The 19,747-nt window shown below is 65.1% G+C and carries 18 protein-coding genes and 3 pseudogenes; 8 read left to right on the forward strand and 13 right to left on the reverse strand.

Annotated elements, in window-relative coordinates; genetic code table 11:
- Positions 1–42: 42 nt before the first annotated feature.
- Positions 43–615, reverse strand: coding sequence for a class I SAM-dependent methyltransferase (locus AB0313_RS18260; protein ID WP_366307301.1), 573 nt, complete (start codon positions 613–615; stop codon positions 43–45).
- Positions 616–796: 181 nt separating this feature from the next.
- On the opposite strand from AB0313_RS18260, the gene AB0313_RS18265 reads away from it, so the two are divergent.
- Complete coding sequence (locus tag AB0313_RS18265; protein ID WP_366307303.1) at positions 797–2,227, forward strand: NAD(P)/FAD-dependent oxidoreductase; 1,431 nt, start codon at positions 797–799, stop codon at positions 2,225–2,227.
- On the opposite strand, the gene AB0313_RS18270 is transcribed toward AB0313_RS18265, so the two are convergent.
- The 3 genes from AB0313_RS18270 to AB0313_RS18280 form a co-directional block, all read right to left on the reverse strand.
- Positions 2,209–2,835 carry a CDP-alcohol phosphatidyltransferase family protein gene (locus AB0313_RS18270; protein WP_366307305.1) on the reverse strand — a complete coding sequence of 209 codons (627 nt, stop codon included), beginning with the start codon at positions 2,833–2,835 and terminating at the stop codon, positions 2,209–2,211. The two genes, AB0313_RS18265 and AB0313_RS18270, sit on opposite strands and share 19 nt — an antisense overlap.
- Positions 2,828–3,499 carry a TVP38/TMEM64 family protein gene (locus AB0313_RS18275; RefSeq protein WP_366307307.1) on the reverse strand — a complete coding sequence of 224 codons (672 nt, stop codon included), beginning with the start codon at positions 3,497–3,499 and terminating at the stop codon, positions 2,828–2,830. The genes AB0313_RS18270 and AB0313_RS18275 overlap by 8 nt, the downstream gene beginning before the upstream one ends.
- A gap of 90 nt (positions 3,500–3,589) precedes the next feature.
- Complete coding sequence (locus AB0313_RS18280) at positions 3,590–4,945, reverse strand: NAD(P)/FAD-dependent oxidoreductase (protein WP_366307309.1); 1,356 nt, start codon at positions 4,943–4,945, stop codon at positions 3,590–3,592.
- Between the two features lie 572 nt (positions 4,946–5,517).
- Here AB0313_RS18280 and AB0313_RS18285 point away from each other — a divergent pair.
- Both AB0313_RS18285 and AB0313_RS18290 read left to right on the forward strand, forming a co-directional pair.
- A complete protein-coding gene (locus AB0313_RS18285) occupies positions 5,518–7,803 on the forward strand; it encodes a carbon starvation CstA family protein (RefSeq protein ID WP_366307311.1) in 2,286 nt (761 codons plus the stop codon).
- Positions 7,803–8,015 (forward strand): YbdD/YjiX family protein, encoded by a 213-nt coding sequence (locus tag AB0313_RS18290; RefSeq protein WP_366307313.1) that lies wholly within the window; start codon positions 7,803–7,805, stop codon positions 8,013–8,015. Before AB0313_RS18285 ends, AB0313_RS18290 begins: the two co-directional genes overlap by 1 nt.
- 137 nt (positions 8,016–8,152) lie before the next feature.
- Here the strand turns inward: AB0313_RS18290 and AB0313_RS18295 are convergent, their stop codons facing one another.
- Positions 8,153–8,503, reverse strand: coding sequence for a cytoplasmic protein (locus AB0313_RS18295; RefSeq protein WP_366307315.1), 351 nt, complete (start codon positions 8,501–8,503; stop codon positions 8,153–8,155).
- A 320-nt stretch (positions 8,504–8,823) separates the two neighbouring features.
- Here AB0313_RS18295 and AB0313_RS18300 point away from each other — a divergent pair, with 320 nt between their 5' ends.
- Positions 8,824–9,213, forward strand: coding sequence for a heavy metal-responsive transcriptional regulator (locus AB0313_RS18300; RefSeq protein WP_366307316.1), 390 nt, complete (start codon positions 8,824–8,826; stop codon positions 9,211–9,213).
- A gap of 108 nt (positions 9,214–9,321) precedes the next feature.
- On the opposite strand, the pseudogene AB0313_RS18305 reads toward AB0313_RS18300, so the two are convergent.
- Together AB0313_RS18305 and AB0313_RS18310 are read right to left on the reverse strand one after the other, a co-directional pair.
- Positions 9,322–10,553: pseudogene (locus tag AB0313_RS18305) on the reverse strand (hypothetical protein).
- A 29-nt stretch (positions 10,554–10,582) separates the two neighbouring features.
- On the reverse strand, positions 10,583–11,368 hold the full coding sequence (locus AB0313_RS18310) for a hypothetical protein (protein ID WP_366307317.1): 786 nt from the start codon (positions 11,366–11,368) through the stop codon (positions 10,583–10,585).
- A gap of 134 nt (positions 11,369–11,502) precedes the next feature.
- On the opposite strand from AB0313_RS18310, the gene AB0313_RS18315 reads away from it, so the two are divergent.
- Complete coding sequence (locus AB0313_RS18315) at positions 11,503–12,321, forward strand: SDR family oxidoreductase (protein WP_366307318.1); 819 nt, start codon at positions 11,503–11,505, stop codon at positions 12,319–12,321.
- Positions 12,322–12,951: 630 nt separating this feature from the next.
- Here the strand turns inward: AB0313_RS18315 and AB0313_RS18320 are convergent.
- From AB0313_RS18320 to AB0313_RS18335, 4 genes are all read right to left on the reverse strand, one after another.
- Positions 12,952–13,917, reverse strand: coding sequence for a zinc ABC transporter substrate-binding protein (locus tag AB0313_RS18320; protein ID WP_366307320.1), 966 nt, complete (start codon positions 13,915–13,917; stop codon positions 12,952–12,954).
- A 296-nt stretch (positions 13,918–14,213) separates the two neighbouring features.
- Entirely contained in the window at positions 14,214–14,513 is a 300-nt protein-coding gene (locus AB0313_RS18325; RefSeq protein WP_366307322.1) for a hypothetical protein, read from the reverse strand.
- Between the two features lie 36 nt (positions 14,514–14,549).
- Entirely contained in the window at positions 14,550–14,810 is a 261-nt protein-coding gene (locus AB0313_RS18330; protein WP_366307324.1) for a transcriptional regulator, read from the reverse strand.
- Between the two features lie 223 nt (positions 14,811–15,033).
- Positions 15,034–15,429, reverse strand: coding sequence for a Fur family transcriptional regulator (locus AB0313_RS18335; RefSeq protein ID WP_366307326.1), 396 nt, complete (start codon positions 15,427–15,429; stop codon positions 15,034–15,036).
- A gap of 203 nt (positions 15,430–15,632) precedes the next feature.
- Between AB0313_RS18335 and AB0313_RS18340 the strand changes: the two genes are divergently transcribed.
- Both AB0313_RS18340 and ykgO read left to right on the forward strand, forming a co-directional pair.
- Entirely contained in the window at positions 15,633–16,763 is a 1,131-nt protein-coding gene (locus AB0313_RS18340) for a GTP-binding protein (RefSeq protein ID WP_366307328.1), read from the forward strand.
- Positions 16,760–16,882: a type B 50S ribosomal protein L36 gene (gene ykgO / locus AB0313_RS18345; RefSeq protein ID WP_011693081.1), complete on the forward strand. Its 123-nt coding sequence runs from the start codon at positions 16,760–16,762 to the stop codon at positions 16,880–16,882. The genes AB0313_RS18340 and ykgO overlap by 4 nt, the downstream gene beginning before the upstream one ends.
- A 287-nt stretch (positions 16,883–17,169) precedes the next feature.
- Here the strand turns inward: ykgO and AB0313_RS18350 are convergent.
- Positions 17,170–17,427, reverse strand: a pseudogene (locus AB0313_RS18350) (transposase); the annotation flags it as partial.
- Between the two features lie 81 nt (positions 17,428–17,508).
- On the opposite strand from AB0313_RS18350, the gene AB0313_RS18355 reads away from it, so the two are divergent.
- Complete coding sequence (locus tag AB0313_RS18355) at positions 17,509–19,053, forward strand: transposase (RefSeq protein WP_366307330.1); 1,545 nt, start codon at positions 17,509–17,511, stop codon at positions 19,051–19,053.
- A gap of 99 nt (positions 19,054–19,152) precedes the next feature.
- Here AB0313_RS18355 and AB0313_RS18360 read toward each other — a convergent pair.
- Positions 19,153–19,670, reverse strand: a pseudogene (locus AB0313_RS18360) (transposase); the annotation flags it as partial.
- Positions 19,671–19,747 lie beyond the last annotated feature (77 nt).

The raw sequence follows: 19,747 nt of genomic DNA on the forward strand, positions 1-19,747 counted from the left end.
CCCCTCCGCAAAGCCAGGATGTGAACGTGGCGGCGGCTGCACTTATCTGTCGTGCATCAACTTACCGGCCCGGATTTGCAGGTGCCCTCCCCGGGCCGAGGCGCGCACGACTTCGACGCAGCGTTCCTCCACGGCCCGCCAGGGGGCGGCGGTGATGTCGGATCCTCCCAGTGCGCAGGCCAGCCGTGCCAGCGGCGTGAGCCATCGGGCCCATCCCACCGGGTCCTGCAGGTCCACCACCCCGACGCTGGCTTCTTTGGCCAGCAGCCCGGTCATGTTCATCCACGCCTGCTCCCAGTCCCCCATCAGGGACAAGGAGTAGGTCGCCAGGGCCGCATCCGAAACGGCAGTTCCCCCGCTGGCTTCGATGCGGGCAGCGATGGTCCCGGGATCCAGCAGCACCATGTCGGCCTGGACCAGTATCACGTTCTGCCAGCCGTGCGCCAGGGCGCGGCGCCGCGCCTGGCGGAGCATCTCGGCGCTGCGGTCGATCCCGACGATGGTCCCGGAGGCGCCGATGCGTTCCTGCAACAAGGAAAAATTGAGCCCGGTTCCGCATCCGATGTCGAGCACCTGCTGGCCCGCGCCTGGGGCGAGGGCGTTGATGCCGAGCACCCGCCCGGCATGATAGACAGGGTATTCGCCCGAGAGCAGATCGTAAAACGGGGCAAACAGCGTGTATTTATCGCCGATGGCAGGCTCCTTCCGATTCGATCCGCCGCAGCGGCACGGGTGCCAACGACCGCGTCGGCGGGCGCAATGTCCGGCGTTCAACATCACTGACGAGGAGTCCATCATGACAGTCGAGAACCCGGTCATCGACCTCCTGGTCGTCGGCGGGGGAACCGCGGGAATCGTGGGCGCCAAAACGGCAGCCGGATTCGGAGCGCGAACCCTCCTTGTCGAACAGGCCCGGACCGGCGGTGACTGCCTGTGGACCGGATGCGTGCCGTCCAAGACCCTTCTGTCGGCAGCCAACCACGCCGCGACAGCCCGTGCGCTGACCGGGCAGCCACCGGAATTCGCTGACGTAAGGGAACGCATCTTTGCCGCGATCCGCATCATCGAACCCGTCGACTCCCCGGCGGCACTCGAAGCCGCCGGTGTGGAGGTCATCAAGGGCTCCCTGGTGTTCCGCTCCCCCGGTGTGGCCGAGGTTGACGGCAGGACGATCCGCTTCCGGCAGGCACTGATCGCCACCGGCGCCGCACCGGTCAGCACCTGCATCCCGGGTCTGGACCCGGGGGCCACAGTGACCTCTGACACGATTTGGGACCTCGACACCCTTCCGGGGCGGCTGGCGATTGTTGGGGGCGGGCCGATCGCCTGCGAACTCGGACAGGCCTTCGCCCGCCTTGGATCCGAGGTCACCATGATCGTCCGCTCCCGGGTCCTCCCCAAGGAGGACCCCGACGCCGCCGCCCTCGTCCGGAAGGCCCTCGAAAACGACGGAGTCCGCGTCCTGGAGGACACAACCATCGAGGACGCGGTCACCACGCACGCCAGAACCATGCTCCAGTTGGCGGGCGGTGCCGCCGTTGAGACGGACACGGTCCTGCTGGCCACCGGACGCACCCCCCGCACCGTGGGTCTTGGCCTGGAACGGATCGGGGTGAAGCTGGACAAGGACGGCCAGGTGATCACGGATTCGCGGATGATGACGTCCAATCCGCTCATCCGGGCCGCGGGAGACGTGACCGCGAACCCCCGCTTCACCCATCTGGCCGGCGTCCACGCTTCCGTGGCCGCCTCGAACGCGGTCCTCGGGCTCAAACGCCAGGTCAGCGGCACCGTGCCCAGGGTGACCTTCACGTCCCCGGAAGTCGCCGCCGTCGGGCTCACCGTGGCCGACACACACCGGCAGCACCGTGCCAGGACAGTCCGGCACACCCATGTGGACCGTGCCGTGACGGAGGACTCCACGGGCGGCTTCACGAGGCTCATCCTGGACCGGCGGGGAAAGATCCTGGGCGGCACCATCGTCGGTCCCCGGGCCGGGGAATCCCTGGCTGAACTCACCCTGGCCGTCCAGAAACGCATGACAACGTCCGACATTGCCGGAACAACCCACCCCTACCCGACCTATTCAGACGGGGTCTGGAATGCCGCCGTCGCTGACGTCCGGGAGCGTCTGGCTTCTCCCCTGGTGCGCCGGGCGATGGCGGGGCTGGTCTGGTTCCGGCGGCGCTGGCTGAACCGGACCGTTCCTCACCGCAGGGACCGGTAGCCGGCGAGGATGCGCTGGACGCCGCTGGCGGTCACGAGGAGCGCCCAGACGGAGGCGATTTCCCACGCGGCGCCCGGGAAGATCAGCCAGAGGCTGTGCACGGCTACGGTTTCGGCGCCCTCGGTCAGGCCTGACAGGAACGATAATGACCGGCCGTCCCTGAGTTGGCGGCCGGTTTTCTCGGCGATGGAGGAGAATGCCAGGAAGGCCGTGCCGTTGATGTAGTAGGCGAACAGGACCAGCAGGAATGGCAGCCACGGGGCGCCGAATGCCGCTGTCGCGCCGATCCCGACGCCGACCACTGTGGCGCCGTAGACAATGAAATCCGCGCAGATGTCCCAGAAACCACCGCTTCCGGTGTCCTCAATCCCCGCGCGGCGGTTCCGGCGCCGGGCCAGCGGCCCGTCCAGGCCGTCGGCTACCCGGCACAACAGCCATGCGGCCAGGGCCGGAAGCCACCACTGCACCGCAGCCAGGACCGCACTGGCAAGGCCAAGCACCAGATTCAGGCCCGTCAGACCGTCCGGGGTGATCCAGGCCCGGTCCAGCCAGAGCGCGGCCCGCCCCAGAGCCGGCTCCATGGCCCGGCGCAACCGGGCATCAAACATCGGCGGCCGAGCCTTTCCGGCGCCGCCGGCGCGCGACCACCAGGCCGGCCACAGTCAGCACAGCGAGGGCCCCAAGGGCGGTGTTGAGCTGCCAACCCGGCTGCGATCCGAACGCACCCAGGGTCACGAAACTTACTGTCCCCGGAAGGATACCGATGGCGGTTCCGAGGAAGTAGGGCCACCACCGGATAGAGCTCAGCCCCGCGGCATAATTGATAGCCGTAAAAGGCAGTACAGGCACCAGCCGGACACCGATCACGGCTACCAGTCCGCGGCGGTGCAGCAGCTGATCGACTTTCTCCACCCGCCCCCCGGTGAACCTCTCCACGGCTTCCCGGCCCAGCCAGCGGCCCAGCCAAAAAGCAGCGACGGAACCCAACATCGCGGAGGCAACGACGACCGCGACACCGCCGGCGAACCCAAAGACCAGGCCCGCGGCAACTGACAGGATGCTTTTCGGCACGGGAGCCAGCGTCAGCATGGCGTAGCCCAGGATAAACGCCGCCGTACCCCACCAACCCGTACTGCCGAGATAGCTCCGGATCTGCTCGACCGGCGGAAGCGGAGCCACGAGTATGGCCACGGCGGCGGCTGCCACGAGAAGCACCAGGACCCCCAGCCGAAGGGCCGCCCTGCGCCGGCCGCCCGAAACGGGACCCCTCACTTGGCGCTCACGTCCGCGCCGGGACGGAAAGTCCGGTGCATTCCGTGGCGGGCAACGGGTTCAGTTCTCATCTGCACAGCCGGGCCGGATTCATTCAAGACGGTCCAATGCGTCTTCAATGGCGCGGTGGAACGTCGGATACGCGTAGATCATCCGCCGCAGCGTGCTCACCGGAATCCGGGCATGGACGGCAAGTGTCAGGGCCGACAGGACCTCGCCGCCGGCGGGGCCTGCAGACGTCGCGCCGACAAGCACGCCGCGGTCGGCGTCTTCGACGAGTTTGATGAATCCCTGGTTGCCGGATTTGTGGATCCACCCCCGGGCGGACGCTGCCAGGTCCGTGAATCCGACACGCACCTTCAGGCCCTTCGCGCGGGCCTGTGCCTCGGTGAGGCCAACGGAACCGATCTCCGGGTCGGTGAACGTCACCCGCGGAACCGCATGGTATTCGGCCAGAGCCTGGTCACGGCCAAGGATATGCGCGGCGGCGATAGAGGCCTGGTACATGGACATATGCGTGAAGGCACACTTGCCCGTGATGTCCCCGATGGCGTAGACGCCGTCGGCGATCCGCATGTGCGCATCGGGTTCCAGGAACCGGCCGGCCGGGTCCAGTCCCAGTGCAGCTACGCCGAGGGATTCGAAGTTGGTAGTACGGCCCGTTGCCACCAGAAGCCTGCCGGCACTAAGCGTTGAACCGCCGACGTCGATGGTGAACGTGCCGGCGGTGTGCCGGACACTTTCGATCCGGGCCCCGACCTGGACGTCGATGCGTTCATCGCGGAGAACATCCTCAAGGAGCTTGCCGGCTTCGGGCTCTTCAGGGGGCAGCAGGCCCGGTGCGGCTTCCAGGATGGTGACCCGGGTGCCGAAGCGTGCGAACGCCTGCGCCAGTTCCGCACCGATGGCCCCTCCTCCGATAACGATCAGGGATTCCGGGGCGTCGCCGGCGGCGATTGCCTCCCGGTTCGTCCAGAACGGCACATCGGCCAGCCCCGGGATCGGCGGGATCATCGGTTCCGTACCGGTATTGACCACAATGGCGCGACCGGCGGTGAAGTCCTGGCCGGCCGCTGTGACTGTGCGCGGCCCGGTGATTTTGCCCAGGCCGCGGACAAAGCGGCCGCCCTTACCTGTGAAGCGGTCCACGGCGACGGTGTCGTCCCAGTCATCGGTCGCCTCGGAACGGATGCGCTCCGCCACCGGCGCGAAGCCGGGACGGACATCGGCCTCCCCCGCCAGTCCGCGGATCCTTTGCCCCTCCGCCAGGGAGTTACCGGCCCGGATCATCATCTTGCTCGGAATGCAGCCGTAATAAGGGCACTCCCCGCCCACCAGGCGTCCTTCGATTCCTACGACCGAGAGGCCGGCTTCAGCCAGTTCCCCGGCGGCAGCCTCACCGCCCGGGCCCATCCCGATCACAACAACATCGACTTCCTCAGCCATGAAAACCCCTCATCATCATCGATATCGGCACTCTCGAAAAATCCCGGCCCGTACTGCCGGGGCGCCCCACACCAGAGTCCTCTCATCCCGCCGCGCTGACCAAACATTACGTTCCACCATGCCGGAACGAACCTCCCGGGCAGCTTCAGCAAGCACGGCACATCAAGACTCCTCTATGGGAGCGTCATTTTGACTGGGTGAACCCGTCTTCTTCACGAATCTAGGCGAGATCTCTCCGGGGTTCTGCGATCCGGAACACACATCACCCGATCCCCACCTCACGTACTCCGCCCACCGGCGCGTTCGGCCGGTGTACCCGCGCGCCGATGGAAGGGCTAAATCGGTGGGAACATCGCCGGCTCGGCTTCCTGACGGTGGCTGCCCCGGTGCATCTCGAGAAGAACACGCTGGAATCATCGTCGGCAAACGGCCCGGGGTTGCCTTGGACCGGTGGTCGGGAGCTTACTGGTTTATGACGGCATGTGCCTTTTCCGGTATTCGGGGTGGCTGCCGGTGCTGTTACTCTCGGGTAGCTAAGATCACATCCGCACGCATCATCTCAAGGAGGAGCCATGGGTGCCACGCCCCTGGGATCAAACCCGACAACCGGTCCGGCGGGGGTGCCGGAGCAGGATCCGGGGTTGCCACGTGTAGCGGTGGATGAGGGCCCCGACGGTACCGGCGCGCCGCGGTGGACTCCGGCGAAGATTGCTCTGTGGGTGGCGATCGCTCTCCTGGGCGGTGTGGCGTGGGTTGTCCTCGCGGTGGTCCGGGGCGAGACGGTGAATGCCATGTGGTTTGTCTTCGCATCGGTGAGCACGTATTTCATTGGTTACCGGTTTTACTCCAAGTACATCGAGAAGTATTTGCTGAAGCCCGATGACCGGCGTGCGACCCCGGCGGAATACAAGGCCGATGGGAAGGACTTCGCCGCCACTGACCGCCGTGTCCTTTATGGGCACCATTTCGCGGCGATCGCCGGTGCCGGCCCGCTGGTCGGTCCCGTTCTGGCAGCCCAGATGGGGTATCTGCCCGGGACGATCTGGATCATCGTCGGCGCCATCCTCGCCGGCGCCGTCCAGGACTACCTGGTGATGTTTTTCTCCATGCGCCGCGGCGGCCGGTCACTGGGCCAGATGGCCCGCGATGAACTCGGCGTCATCGGCGGCACCGCGGCCCTGATCGCGACCCTCGTCATCATGATCATCATCGTGGCCATCCTGGCCCTGGTTGTCGTCAACGCCCTCGCCGAAAGCTCCTGGGGTGTCTTCTCTGTCTCCATGACCATCCCGATCGCCCTGTTCATGGGCTGCTACCTCAGGTTCTTCCGACCCGGGAAAGTCACCGAAATCTCCATCATCGGATTCATTCTGCTGATCGCCGCGATCATCGGCGGCGGCGCGATCGCCGGAACCGGCTGGGGCGCAGCCCTGTTCCACCTGGACAAGGTCACCATCGCCGTTGGCATCATCATCTACGGCTTCATCGCCGCGATCCTGCCCGTGTGGCTGCTACTGGCACCACGGGACTACCTCTCGACCTTCATGAAGGTCGGAACCATCGTGATGCTCGCCGTGGCGATCGTCATCGTCCGGCCCGAAATCAACGTCCCCGCGTTCAGCGAATTCGCCTCCAAGGACAACGGGCCGGTGGTCAGCGGCTCCCTCTTCCCGTTCCTGTTCGTCACCATCGCCTGCGGTGCGCTCTCGGGCTTCCACGCCCTCATCTCCTCCGGAACGACCCCCAAACTCATCGAGAAGGAACGCCAGAGCCGCATGATCGGCTACGGCGGGATGCTGATGGAGTCCTTCGTCGCGATCATGGCCCTCGTCGCCGCGCTCTCCATTGACCGGGGCATCTACTTCGCCATGAACGCCTCCCCGGCCGCCACCGGCGGCACGGTCGAGGGCGCCGTCGCGTTCGTGAACAGCCTCGGACTCCAAGGCGTCAGCCTGACCCCAGACATGCTCACCCAAACCGCGAAGGACGTCGGAGAAACCACCATCATCTCCCGCACCGGCGGCGCCCCGACTCTCTCCGTGGGCCTGGCCCACATCATGCAGCAATTCATCGGAGGCAGTACCATGATGGCTTTCTGGTACCACTTCGCGATCATGTTCGAAGCCCTGTTCATCCTTACCGCCGTCGATGCCGGCACGCGGGTCGCCCGGTTCATGCTTCAGGACAGCCTGGGGAACTTCATCCCCAAATTCAAGGACACCTCCTGGCGTGCCGGGGCCTGGCTGACAACCGCGATCATGGTTACCGCCTGGGGTGCCGTGCTGATCATGGGTGTCACCGACCCCCTCGGCGGGATCAACACTTTGTTCCCGCTGTTCGGGATCGCCAACCAGCTCCTCGCCGCTATCGCCCTGTCCGTCTGCATGGCAATCGTGGCCAAACGCGGGAACTTCCGGCACATCTGGGTCGTCGCGCTGCCCCTGGCGTTCGCCGCCGTCGTGACCATCACCGCCTCGTTCTACAAGATCTTCTCCGACGTCCCGGCAGTAGGCTACTTCGCGCAGAACCAGGCCTTCACCAAAGCACTGGCCGAAGGTAAAACCAGCTTCGGGACAGCCAAAACCGTTACCGCGATCGAAGCCGTGATCCGCAACACCATGATCCAAGGCGTCCTCTCCATCCTGTTCGTCACACTCTCGATCATCGTCATCGCCGCCGCGACCCTCGCGACCTGGAAGGCCTACAAAACCGGGGCCAACGCCAGCAGCGAAGACCCCGCCGTCGCGTCCCGGATCTTCGCCCCCGCCGGATTCATCCCCACCCCGGCCGAGAAGGACCTCCAGAAAGAATGGGACGCTCTCCCCGCACACAAGACACCCGCCCGGACAGGCCACTGATGACCATCCTCGAATCCGCCCGCAAGGGCGTCACAGGCTTCACCTGGTTCTTCAAAGGCATCATGGGCGAAGACGCCTACGAAAAATACAAAACCCACCACCAAAAACTCCACCCGCCCACCGACACCAGCCACCCCTTGATGACCGAACGGGAATTCTGGCGCGACAAAACAGACCGCCAGGAAAACAACCCCCAAGGACGCTGCTGCTAAACCCTGCACCCGGGCAACCGGCGGCACTGGGCCTGACGCCGTACCCCTCCACGGCCGCGAAGCAGGACCGGACGCACCGGCGGCCATGTGGGAACCGGTGAGCGAACCTCCGGCTGCCAGCCGCTGCCCGGCCAGGTCTAGGGGTCGCTTGGTCCGAGTTGATCGGCGGTCTCGTTGGATGGAGGCGGCGCGGCGTCCTTGAGCTCAACGAAGAACGTATGAGTGTCCGTATCTCCGGTGTTTTCACCGGTATGGTGCTGCGCCGCCACCCACCGCACGGCCCCGGCGGGCAGCTCCACATCTACGGTCTTGCCGTTTGAGGAGATACGGCGACGGAAAGCGCTGGCCGTAATCATCACACTGTCCGGATGGTAGTGCTCGGTGGTTGTGTGCCCGGGAGCGTCCGCATACTCGAGCACACGGACGCGATCGTTTTCGAAGATCAGCCGGTAATTATCCGGATTCGTCTGAACAGGGTCCTCTGCCATGGACGCAATTTAAGCCACCACAGCCTCCGAAACCAGACACCCGGCTCCCCCGATGCCGCTAAGGCGGCCGGAGCGTGGAAGCTGTTCATTCCAGGACGACATGGCTGGCCTCGGCCACCGCGAGGAGCGCCTTGAAGTGGGCCCACCGGGTGGAAAGCTGGATCGTCAGCACACCGGCACGGGGTCGCGGTCTTCTGCCGGGATCCCGGAAAAACATGGGCTCACGCCGGCCGGCACAATCAGCCTGGGTCGGTATCGGCTCTTGACCTTCCACTAAAGTGGAAGGTCAAGAGAGACCCCCGGATCGAGAGGTATGCACGATGCGTATTGGTGAAACCGCCGCGGCCGCCGGCATGACAGCTAAGACCCTGCGGTTCTACGAGGACCGCGGCCTGCTGCCGTCCGTCGAGAGAACTCCTAACGGGTACCGCGACTACACCCACGAGACGGTCAGCCGGCTGGAATTCATCCGCCGTGGCCGCACCGCCGGGCTGACCCTGACCCAGATCGGTGACATCCTCGCCCTACGGGACCTCGGCCAGGCTCCCTGCGTACATGTCCGTGATCTGCTGGCCACCCAGCTCCGCGACCTCGAGGCCCGGATCGCAGAATTATCAGCACTGCGTACAACCGTCGCCCAATTCCATAATGCCGCGGCCGCAGGAGGCCCAACAGCCTGCGACCCGGAACGCATCTGCAGCTATCTCTAACCAGAGCCCAGGCCAACGCCAGTTCCCCGCGGAACTCTCCGGGCCCAAAGAAGGGCTCCAAGTTACTTCGTGAAATAGCCTCCCCCTTTCACAGCTGCCCTAAGATTTCTAGCGGGCGGGGCCGCTCTTGGCCCGTTCGGCCCCCACGGCTGCCCCTGTGCGGGTCTTCCTGGCCTTGGCTGCGCCCTTACCCATGGTGACGGCCGGCTGGGGTGTGTGCCCTCGCTACGTGCTGCGGCGAGGCGCCCACGGATCTGGTTTTCGTTGGCGCCGGTAGTTGCCAGGGACGCGGCGAAAGCTTCCTGCCGTTCCGCTGCGCCGTAGTCGGCGGCCGACGTGCTCTCCGCTTTGAGGCCCTTGTCCTTGGGCCGGCTGCTGTCGTTGCCGGTGACGCGGTTCTCGATCTCACGGCCGACGCTTTCCATGCGGGCGAAGAGTTCCTTTTCGGCCCGTTCATACCGCTGTTCCACGGGCGTCCGTTCGGACCCTGTGAAACCGCCCTCTGCCAGGAGTTTGGCCTCGTGCATGTCCCTGGCCGCTTTCACGAACTCGGGATCCTCGAAGTGGGAGTCGCCGGCGCCGTTGACGTTCGCGGTGGTTTCTTTGCGGAGCTGGTCGATGTCGGGACCGTTGATGCCGTCCTTGCCGATGAGGAACAGTCGCTCCTGCACGGCGGCGTCCGCGGCCTCTACCGCTGTGGGTGTTTTGGCGGTGTGGGCGGTCTGCAATGCCTGGGCCAGCTCGGGGTTGGCCAGGTATTCCACGGGCACCTGGTGGCGTTCCATTTCCGGGGCCAGTGTCGCGGCCTGGGCGCGGAGTTCTTCGGCGCGGGCCGCGGCGAGCAATCCCATGGCTTTCTCGTGCTCGGCGGCCGCCTTGCGTGTCTCTTCCTGGCTGCGTTCCAGTGCGTCCTGCCGTGCCTTTTCCGTGGTGATGGTCTGGATCCCTGATTCCAGGTAGGCGGCGTCCGCGCCGACGTCGTGGGTGTCGATGCCGTAGCGGGTGAGGACTTCCTGCCGGATCTTTTCCGAGGCCGCGAGGGCGGCCGGGTCGTGGTCTTTCCAGCCCTCAGCGACGGCGTGGGCCGTGGCGATGTCGTGGGGCTGGGCCCTGTCCCACCACTGGTCTTTCTCTACCTGTGCCAGAGCCGCTCGTGCTGCGCTGCGGTCTGCCGTGAGGCGGGCCTGCGCTTCGTGCGCTGCCTGTGCATCCTGGTGTTCCTGCTGCCGTTGGGATTCCTGCCTGCGACGGGACAGCGTCTCGGCAATGCGGGACGCGATCATGAGGGACTGCCGCATTCCGCCGTCCAGCAGTTCGTCCATTCCGTCTGATTCACTCATCGTGCTCCCCGTGCAGTTGGTGGTGGTCCCTATCGGTCAAGTACGGGGCCGGAATCACGGCCCGTGTGCTGGTCGGTTTTGGCCGGCGTTGGTGTGCTCGGCACCGCTGACCCTGGACGGATGGGCGCCATGCCGCGCAGTCCAAGTTCTACGGAGTTAGGAGCCGGGGCCTGTTCCGGTGCACCGACGGTGACCGGTCGGGGCATGGTCGCCGCGAACGGTTTCAGCTGTTCCGTCACGACGGCACGGAGCCGCTGCGCTTCACGGGTTCGTCCGGACTGTTGGTGCATTTCGTGGATGGCGAAGGCAGTATTGACCAGCTGCAGCATGAGCGCCGATTGGGCGGCCGTCTTGTTCTTGCTGGACGCGGCCATGAACAACACGGCAGTCCCGGCAATGGACGGCAGGGCGACGGGCTTGCTGTGATCCCGTGGTGCCCGGAGCTGGGCGGTGCGGGACAGTTCGGCGGCGGTGGCCGCCAATGGCCCCGGCGTCGGTTCGAGCCGGTGGGACCATGCCGCGAACGCACCGGAGACTTCCCGCGCTGCCCTCGCCCACGTGGCGTGGTCATCACGGGGCAGTGTGCGCAGCTGCTCAACCAGTGCACTCGCGTTCCGCGTGTACTCCACCCACATCTCCGCCGGGGGTATTCCGTTCTCGGGACCGGTCCTGGACACGGTGCGCCTGTTGCGCGCTGCCGCGTTCCACTCCGCTGCGGCTTCCGTTGCCCGCTGTGGTGAGTCCATCCACTCTTCACGCAAGGCACCGAGCTTCAGGTCGGAGGCGAGGGTGGAGTGCACCGTGGCCCAAACCATCGGCAAACTCTCCCGACCAACTGAACTGTCAGTGCGGGTAAGCTGCCGGGGCACCCCCGGGCACGATGCATTGGGAAGTGTTTGTCCTCGCCGGACGTTAGTTGTCCACGTACACCATCGAAAGGAACGTACCCATGAGTAAGACCTGGTTTATCACCGGCGCGTCCAAGGGCTTCGGGCGTGAATGGACCGAAGCTGCCCTGGAGCGCGGAGACAACGTCGCCGGCACAGCGCGAAAGCTCGAGACTCTTCAAGATCTTGTTGAAAAGTACGCTGATACTTTCCTGCCCATCCAGCTCGACGTCACCGACCGTGCTGCCGACTTCACGGCAGTCCAGAAAGCCTCCGAGCACTTCGGGCGGCTCGACGTCGTTGTGAACAACGCCGGCTACGGACATTTCGGCACGATCGAAGAACTCACCGAGGCCGAAGTACGGGCTCAACTTGAGACCAACGTGTTCGGTGCACTCTGGATTACGCAGGCGGCACTTCCCATCATGCGGAAACAGGGTTCGGGACACATCATCCAGGTATCGAGCATCGGTGGGATCAGCGCCTTCCCCACCGTGGGCGTCTACCATGCTTCGAAGTGGGCGCTGGAGGGCTTCTCCCAGTCACTCGCCCAGGAGGTCGCAGGCTTTAATATCCACGTGACGCTCGTGGAACCGGGCGGGTTCTCTACCGACTGGTCCGGGCCGTCCGCCTCGCACAGTGAGCAGATGGACGTCTATGACGAGGTCCGCACGGCCGCGGCAAGCCGCCCCTCCGCCAACAACAAGGGCAACCCCACCGCCACCCGGGGCGCAATCCTCAAGGTGGTCGACGCCGAGAACCCGCCGCTGCGGATCTTCTTCGGCAAAGCACCCCTGGACATTGCAACCAAGGACTACGAATCACGCCTGGCAACATGGAAAGAATGGCAGCCGGTGTCAATCGAGGCCCACGGAAACTAGGTCGCAAACACGCGCCGGCCCCGAGTATCGATGAACGGCACCCCGCTCCCTGCGGGGTGTCGTTCGCCGTTCCGTACGCGAAAAGGGCGAACGGCCATCTCAGGCTGCGACTAAACCACCATTCCCAATCACACCCACCCATGGGTCCGTGAATTCTAAGATCATGACTCGTCTCGGTAACGATCGTTCACGAGACACCCCTCGGCATGTTCAGCAGACCGTGTGACTTTCGGCGCTATTTGGCGGCGTTCTGTAATCGGTAAATGGCATGTGGAACCACCACGGAACGTGGCGGAGGATGCGGTGCTGTGGTTAGACCAGCTTGTAAGCCGGCTGCTGAACCCGGGCCGCCAACTGGCCCACAACGCGCCTGTCCCGTCGCTGGATTTCACTGTCGCAGTCAGCTGCCGCGCCGCTACCTTGCTGAGCAGGCGCTGAGGTGCTGGCCAGGGTGCTGCTGCTGGACAAGCGCGTGAAAGCACTTCAGCGCCACCAACCGGACCCGGTGGCACTGGTGCAGGAGGCTTGCGCCCGATTCTTCGGGCAGCGGCCGAGTCTCCAGAGCATCGACGAGGGAGCCCCGGACAGGTTTGTCCGGGGCTCCAGTAACGCGTGGGCGGTAGTTCTGCACTAGGGTTGCAGGGCCTTTTCGAGGTGGTCGACGTTCTCGCCCATCCATTGGAGGTAGTTCTTGCCCTCGGGCAGGGTTTCGGTGAAGTCCACCACGGGCACGCCGGCGGCGGTTGCGGTGTCCTTGAGTTTCTTGGTTTGCGGGCCCTCGGTTTGGTCGTTGTAGGCGAGTATCTTGACTGCTTTGCCCGTGATGAGGTTCTGGGTTTCCTGCAGAACGGTGACGGGGACGTCCCGGCCTTCTTCGATGGCGTGGCTGAATTCTTCCGGGGTCTTGTTGACCAGGCCGGCCGCCTCGAGCAGGTAGAGGGGAACCGGCTCGGTGATGGCTACGGCTTCACCCTCGTGGCTCGCTTTCAGCCCGGCGGTACGGTCCTGGAGTTTGCCGAGTTCGGCTTTGAACCGGTCAGCGTTGGCAGCGTACGAAGAGGCGCCGGTTGGGTCTACCTGTGATAGTTCCTGGGCGATGGCGTCCGCGGCCGCGGTCATGGTCTGAAAGTTGTACCACAGGTGTTCGTTGAAATCTTGCGTCTCCGGGGCGGCGCCCGGGCTGGCCGTTCCGGCCTTGGGTGCCAGCCCGGAGAGTTCGGTGACGTTGATGAGCCGGTGATCGCCTGTGGTGTTGTCGGCGACGAGAGTGTTGAAGAAATCGTCGTATCCGCCACCGTTCTCGATCAGGACTTTGGCCTTGGAGACGGCAAGCTTGTCCTGTGCGGTGGCCTCATAGGAATGAGGGTCCTGGGACACGCTGTGAATGATGGGCGTGACATGAATTCTGTCCCCGCCGATGGTTTGGGCGATGTCGCCGTAGACATCGGTGGAGGCGGTCACCTCCACCGGCGCGGCGGTTGTGGATGCCTGTCCCGCGCTGTTGGAACTGCAGCCGGCCAGCAGCAGCATCAACGCCGTTCCAGCCGCCGCGAGAGCCACCGGGAAGAGCCGGTGACCATGTTTTTCGTCCTGCATCCGATACACCTAACTGTTATTGAGAATGAATCTCGTTAACTATAAAGGATGCCACCTGGTTTCGCTTCTGCGGCGAAATTGCGCTGCAGTTTCGGGGCCGGAGTCCAGCCCCCTCGTTTGATCGCCTTGATGAGCGGACCCTTAAAGCCCCTGGTGCTGAGTGGTGGTGGGCACCAGGGGGTCGGGCGCCAGGGCGTGGGAGCTACCCGCTGGGTCGTGGATAGCGGGCTGAGTGGGAGTGCGGTGAAAAGCGCGCCCGGTGTGAGAAGCTCCGGTATCTGAGCCTTTGGGTGTTGCTAGTGTTCGTCGTAGTGGCCTTCGTGTTCGGCGTGGCGGTGTCCGTCGTGAATGAAGTCCACATGGTCGCCATGCTCGACCCTTTCGTGGGTGCAGTCCGGGCCCCCGTGCTGGTGCTCGGCCGGCGTGTGCTCGGCCGGGTCGTCGTGTTCGTCGTAGTGGTCTTCGTGTTCGGCGTGGCGGTGTCCGTCGTGGAGGTAGTCCACATGGTCGCCGTGCTGGACTGTGTCGTGGGTGCAGTCCGGGCTCCCGTGCTGGTGCTCGGCCAGTGTGTGTTCTGCTTTGACTTCCTCGGTCATGATCCTTTTCCTTCCCGGGCGCCGAACGGTCGGCGCCTACCGTTCGAGACTGTGTGGGATGGCGTCCTGGATGACGCGGGCCACGTGGGCACTGGTCAGGGAGTGGATAATTTCGCGCCCTGACCTGTTGGCAGTGACCGGATTGATTCCCCGGAGCAGCCGCGGGTGCTGGGGAACCAAGGGCTGGGACATTGTCGCTGCCCCAACCAGTGCGCCTACGGACGAGGCCTCGTGGGCAAGCGCGCACAGGATGGGCGGCCGAGAGGTGGAGGGCAGCGTCTTGAACAACTCCGCCACCCCCGGACGGGATTCCTCGTCGACGGCCACATAGAAATATGAGCACGCTTTTATGCACCTATCAATGCTTTCCCAGGTCCGGGCAATCCTGGCATGCGGCCTGGTTCGGGAAACTCGGGTTTCGGGATGTGGGGCGTGCCCGAGACCCCCGGCCAGCCCGGAAAATGGGCGCGCAGGGCACCGTCTATCGGCAGTGTCTTCCGAGGAGTGTCAGGCGCCATGCCTAGACGCGTGAGGTGCCTTCGCATCCGGCGCAGATTCCAAGGAGTTCGACGGTGTGGGAGACGGCGGCGAAGCCGTGTTCGCTCGCGGTGCGGGAGGCCCAGCGTTCCACTGTGGTCTCTGTGACTTCAACGGTGTGTCCGCAAAGGCGGCAGACCAGGTGGTGGTGATGTTCCTGACGCTCGCAGCGGCGGTAGCGGCTTTCGGTGTCCTGTGTTCGCAGCACGTCGACGCTGCCTTCCCGGGCCATCGAATGCAGGATCCGGTAGACGGTGGCCAGGGAGACCGTTTCGCCGTCCTCGCGCAGCATGGCGTACAGCTGTTGGGCGCTGCGGAAGTCACGGCTCCGCTCCAGCACCGTGCGCAGGGCCAATTGCTGGCGGGTGATGCGCTCCATCTCAGGATTCCCCGCGCAGCCCGACATTGACGTCGGTCTCCAGCTGGGAGGTCAAGACCCGCAGGAGGTGGGCGCCGGGTCTCATAAACACTCATTGTCAGCTAAATGAGAATCAGTGTCAATAACGGACCCCAGGGCCGCCCGGAGGCCACCCAAGGTGGCGGGTTTGTAAATGAGAACGATTCTCATGTAGGTTCTTGGCCATGCATGTAACCATCGTGAGCTCCCTCGATGTCTTCAGCCGTCAGAAGGCCTGCGCTGCGCTGGCGGCCGATTCCCCGGGTGCCCTGGTCGTCTTCCATGATCTTCTGGAAGACGGGCTCGTCATCCGAAGGACATTCAGGGAGGGTCGTCGTGTTGAGCGGGCGGAATCGACTCTGGAACACGGATGCCTTAGCTGCACGGTGCGTCTGGATGTTGTCCCCACAGTGAAGAGGCTGCTTGAGGCCGGTACCCAGATCATTTTGGGATTGCCCCCTGCTGTTGCCTCGTCGACGGCGGTGCATGCGCTTCTGAGGGGCCTGGGTGGCACTTTCACCATTGATTCGGTGGTACTGGCCTGCGCCCCGGATGCCGTTGAGGATCAGATATGGGATCCCCACACGTTGTTCGAGTCCGGGTTTACTCCCGTCCCGGAGGATGACCGGACGCCAGGGGAATTTGTCGTGGGAGAGCTGTTGTTCAGCGACACCGTGCTGCTGGCCGACCCGGCCCTGCTGCCGGTTGATCCTGCAGCACGGGTCCGCGGAGTCCAGCTGATCAAAGAGTTGGCTCCGCACGCTGTGGTCATCGAAAGCGCGGGCGAGGTCCGGCCGGGCCGGCACAACGTCGCAGCGGCCACAGCACGCACTGCTCCGGGCTCGGCGCGGACCCCGGCCACATCATCCCCGCCCTTCACTACCGTGGTCCAGCGCATCGAGCGTCCATTGCATCCGGGACGCTTCCGCCACGCCCTGGCGTCCCTGGCCGAAGGATCCTGCTCACTTCGCGGCCGGCTCTGGGTGGCGTCAGCACCGGACTGCCGGATCTCTGTCCACGGCATCGGTCCCAGGATCTGGCTGGAGAACACCGGCCCATGGCAGGCAGAACGCGGGCCGCTTCCTGTGGACCTGTCCATAGCCCCTTCAGGTCCCGGGCAGGATTGCCATCCGGAAACCGGGCACCCCGAAACCGTCCTGGCCGTCACCGGCGACGAGGTCGACGCCGCGGAGATTGCCGCCCTGCTCACCGCCTGCGAACTAACCGAAGCGGAGATGGCCGGCAGCCCGGAATCGATCCAAGACCCGTTCGAGCTGAACCGGACCACCGAAACAACATCAAGGAGAAACTCATGAAAGTACGAAACTCGCTGCGGGCGCTGAAAAAGATCCCCGGCGCCCAGATAGTCCGACGCCGAGGCCGCACCTTCGTCATCAACAAGAAAAACCCCCGAATGAAGGCCCGGCAAGGATAACCAGCTCGAACAGAGTGATGATCACAGGAACCAGACCCGGGCCCCTGTCGCCCCAAACGGGAAGGAACCCCCGCTTATGCCCAAGAGCAAAGTACGCCCTAATGCCCGACAGAAGACCAGCGGTGAACAGGAGGCCCGGCGAACGGAAACGAAACCGTGTTTGGGGAGATGCTGTCCCGCAACCGCTTCAGCCAAAGCCGGCAGGGGCCAGCACACACAGGGGCCGGCGGCACGCCCGCCCAAGGGGGATGGGACTGTCCGATTTTCGGTGGATCCGCGGTTGGCATTTAGTTGATTCTTCCGTCGAAACTGATGGCGAAGGCGTTCAGTGCCGGCTTCCATCGTGTGGCCCATCGTGCCCTGCCTTTGCCTGTAGGGTCCAGGGCCCGGGTGGCCAGATAGAGGCATTTCAGGGCCGCCTGCTCGGTAGGGAAATGGCCGCGTGCCCTGACCGCGCGCCGGTAGCGGGCGTTGACGGATTCGATGGCGTTGGTGCTGCAGATGACCCGCCGGATTTCCACGTCGTAGAGCCTGTCGCAGAATGGCGTGTCCCAGCCCGGGCGGTGGCAAGGTGCTTGGGAGAATCGGGTATGGCTCGGAGTTATCGTCCTGTGCGGCGTGATCAGGTGTTTCTGCTTCCGCCGGATATGCGGGACTGGCTGCCGGAAGATCATCTCGTCTGGCTTGTCATTGAGATCGTCGAGACGCTCGATGTGTCATCTTTCGAAGCGTCGCGGCGGCGCGGCGGGGTCGGCGCAGCGGGATACGATCCACGGATGCTCCTGGGACTGCTGGTCTATGCGTACTGCCGCGGCGTGCGGTCATCGCGTCAGGTCGAGCGGCTATGCCGCACGGACATTGCGTTCAAGGTGGCGTGCGCGGCCGATGTGCCAGACCACGCGACGATTGCGAGGTTCCGTGCTGTGTCCGAGGAAGCGTTCGCCGGGTTGTTCGCGCAGGTGCTGCTGATCGCCGCACGGGCGGGGCTTGCCCGGTTCGGGACGATCGCGATCGACGGGACGAAGATTCCCGCGAACGCGTCCATCGATGCGAACCGGGGCCGGGACTGGCTCGACCAGCACGCCAAAGAGATCGCCGATGAGATCGTCGAAGAGGCACAACGCGTGGATGCAGCCGAGGATGCGCTGGCCGCCCGCGGGGCTGACGAGGGCGGCGACCGTCTCCGTGGAGCGCTGGCCGGAAGGTCTGCCAGGGCAGAGCGGATCCGTCGCGCAGCAGCGGAACTTACCCAGCAGCAGCGTCGACTGGACACCGATCGCCAGGCCCGGGAGACCGGAGCTCAGGCCCGGCTGGAGGCGTCCCAGGCAGGCCTGCCGGTGCGGGGCAGAATCCCTGACGGCCCGCTCCGGCTCGCCGAGGCCAGGGCACATCTGCAACGGGAGCTGCGCGACCACCAAGCCAAGCTCGATCGCCGGGCTGCGTTGATCGCCGCAGGGAAGAAGCCGATGGGAGCCCCGCCTGTCCCGACCGAGGAGCACTCCAGGATCATCCGGGCACGCCGTGTCGTCGCTGCCGCCGAGGCGGCCGCGGCGAGCGACGGGCAAGCCCCGACGGGAAGCCTGCCCAAGGCCATCGCGAACACCACCGACCCGGAGTCGCGGGTGATGCCCACACGCCGGGGTTTCGTCCAGGGATACAACGCGCAGGTCGCCGTCACTGCTGACCACGTCATCGCCGCCGTCAATGTGAATCAGCAGCCCAACGACATGCCCTCTTTCATTCCCATGATGACCGCAGCCACCGACGCAGCCGCGGCCCTGCATGCAAGCACCGGCTCGCCCGAACACCAGATCGGGGTCGTGCTCGCCGATGCCGGCTACTGCAGCAACCAGAACCTGAAGGCACCCGGCCCCGACCGGATCATCGCCCTCGGCAAGGGCCGCGAACAGCATGCCGAGGCAGCCCGATCACCGGCATCCGGCCCGCCGCCAGCCGGGTCAAACGCACGGGAAGTGATGGCCCACCGCCTCCGGACACCTGAAGGATCAGCCGCATACAAACGCCGCGGCGCAACCGTCGAACCCAGCATCGGAACCCTCAAGACGATCCTGAGCAGGTTCTCCCGCAGAGGCCTCGACGCAGCCCGCGGCGAGCTGAATCTCGCGGCCGCCGCTTACAACATCCGGAAGATCCATACAGTAACCGGCTGAGGCCCCGGCCTTGGGGCCCCTCGGGCATCCGCCGACCCCCGACCAGCAGGCCAGTCGTCACCGGCCGGGCTGGGACCACGCCATTCTGCGACAGGCTCCGTAGTCCAGGAACGGCACGAACTCGCTCCAGGCGTTCTCCCACAGCCGGGTGATCGCCGGGTACTGCCGGCCCCATTTGGTTGAGAACTCCACGAAGCGTTCCTTCGCTGCCGCCTCTGAGGGTGCTGTGTAGACCGGGCGCAGGTCCTTGGACATCTCGTCCCAGTACTGGCGGGCGGCGTAGCGGAAGGTGTTGCGGATCAGGTGCACGATGCAGGTTTGGACCACCGCCAAGGACCAGACGGTGGTGATTGCCTCTGGCAGGCCCTTGAGTCCGTCGCAGACCGTGATGCAGACGTCCTCCACACCCCGGTTCTTGATTTCGGTCAGCACCGAAAGCCGGAACTTTGCCCCTTCGCCGCCGTCCCCGGCCCACAGCCCGAGGATGTCGCGTTCGCCGTTGACGCTGACGCCGATAGCGACGTAGACCGGCCGGTTCGTGACCTGCCCATCGCGGACCTTGACGTGAATCGCGTCGATGAACACCACCGGGTAGACACGGCAGTGTCTAACGGTCGTTGCGAATCCTGATCGTGAGGGATTCCAATGCCCAGGTACGCCCCGAACAAGATGTCGCCTGAAGTCAAGCGTCGGT

The organism is Pseudarthrobacter sp. NPDC080039, assembly GCF_040702335.1.
Classification (GTDB): domain Bacteria; phylum Actinomycetota; class Actinomycetes; order Actinomycetales; family Micrococcaceae; genus Arthrobacter; species Arthrobacter enclensis_A.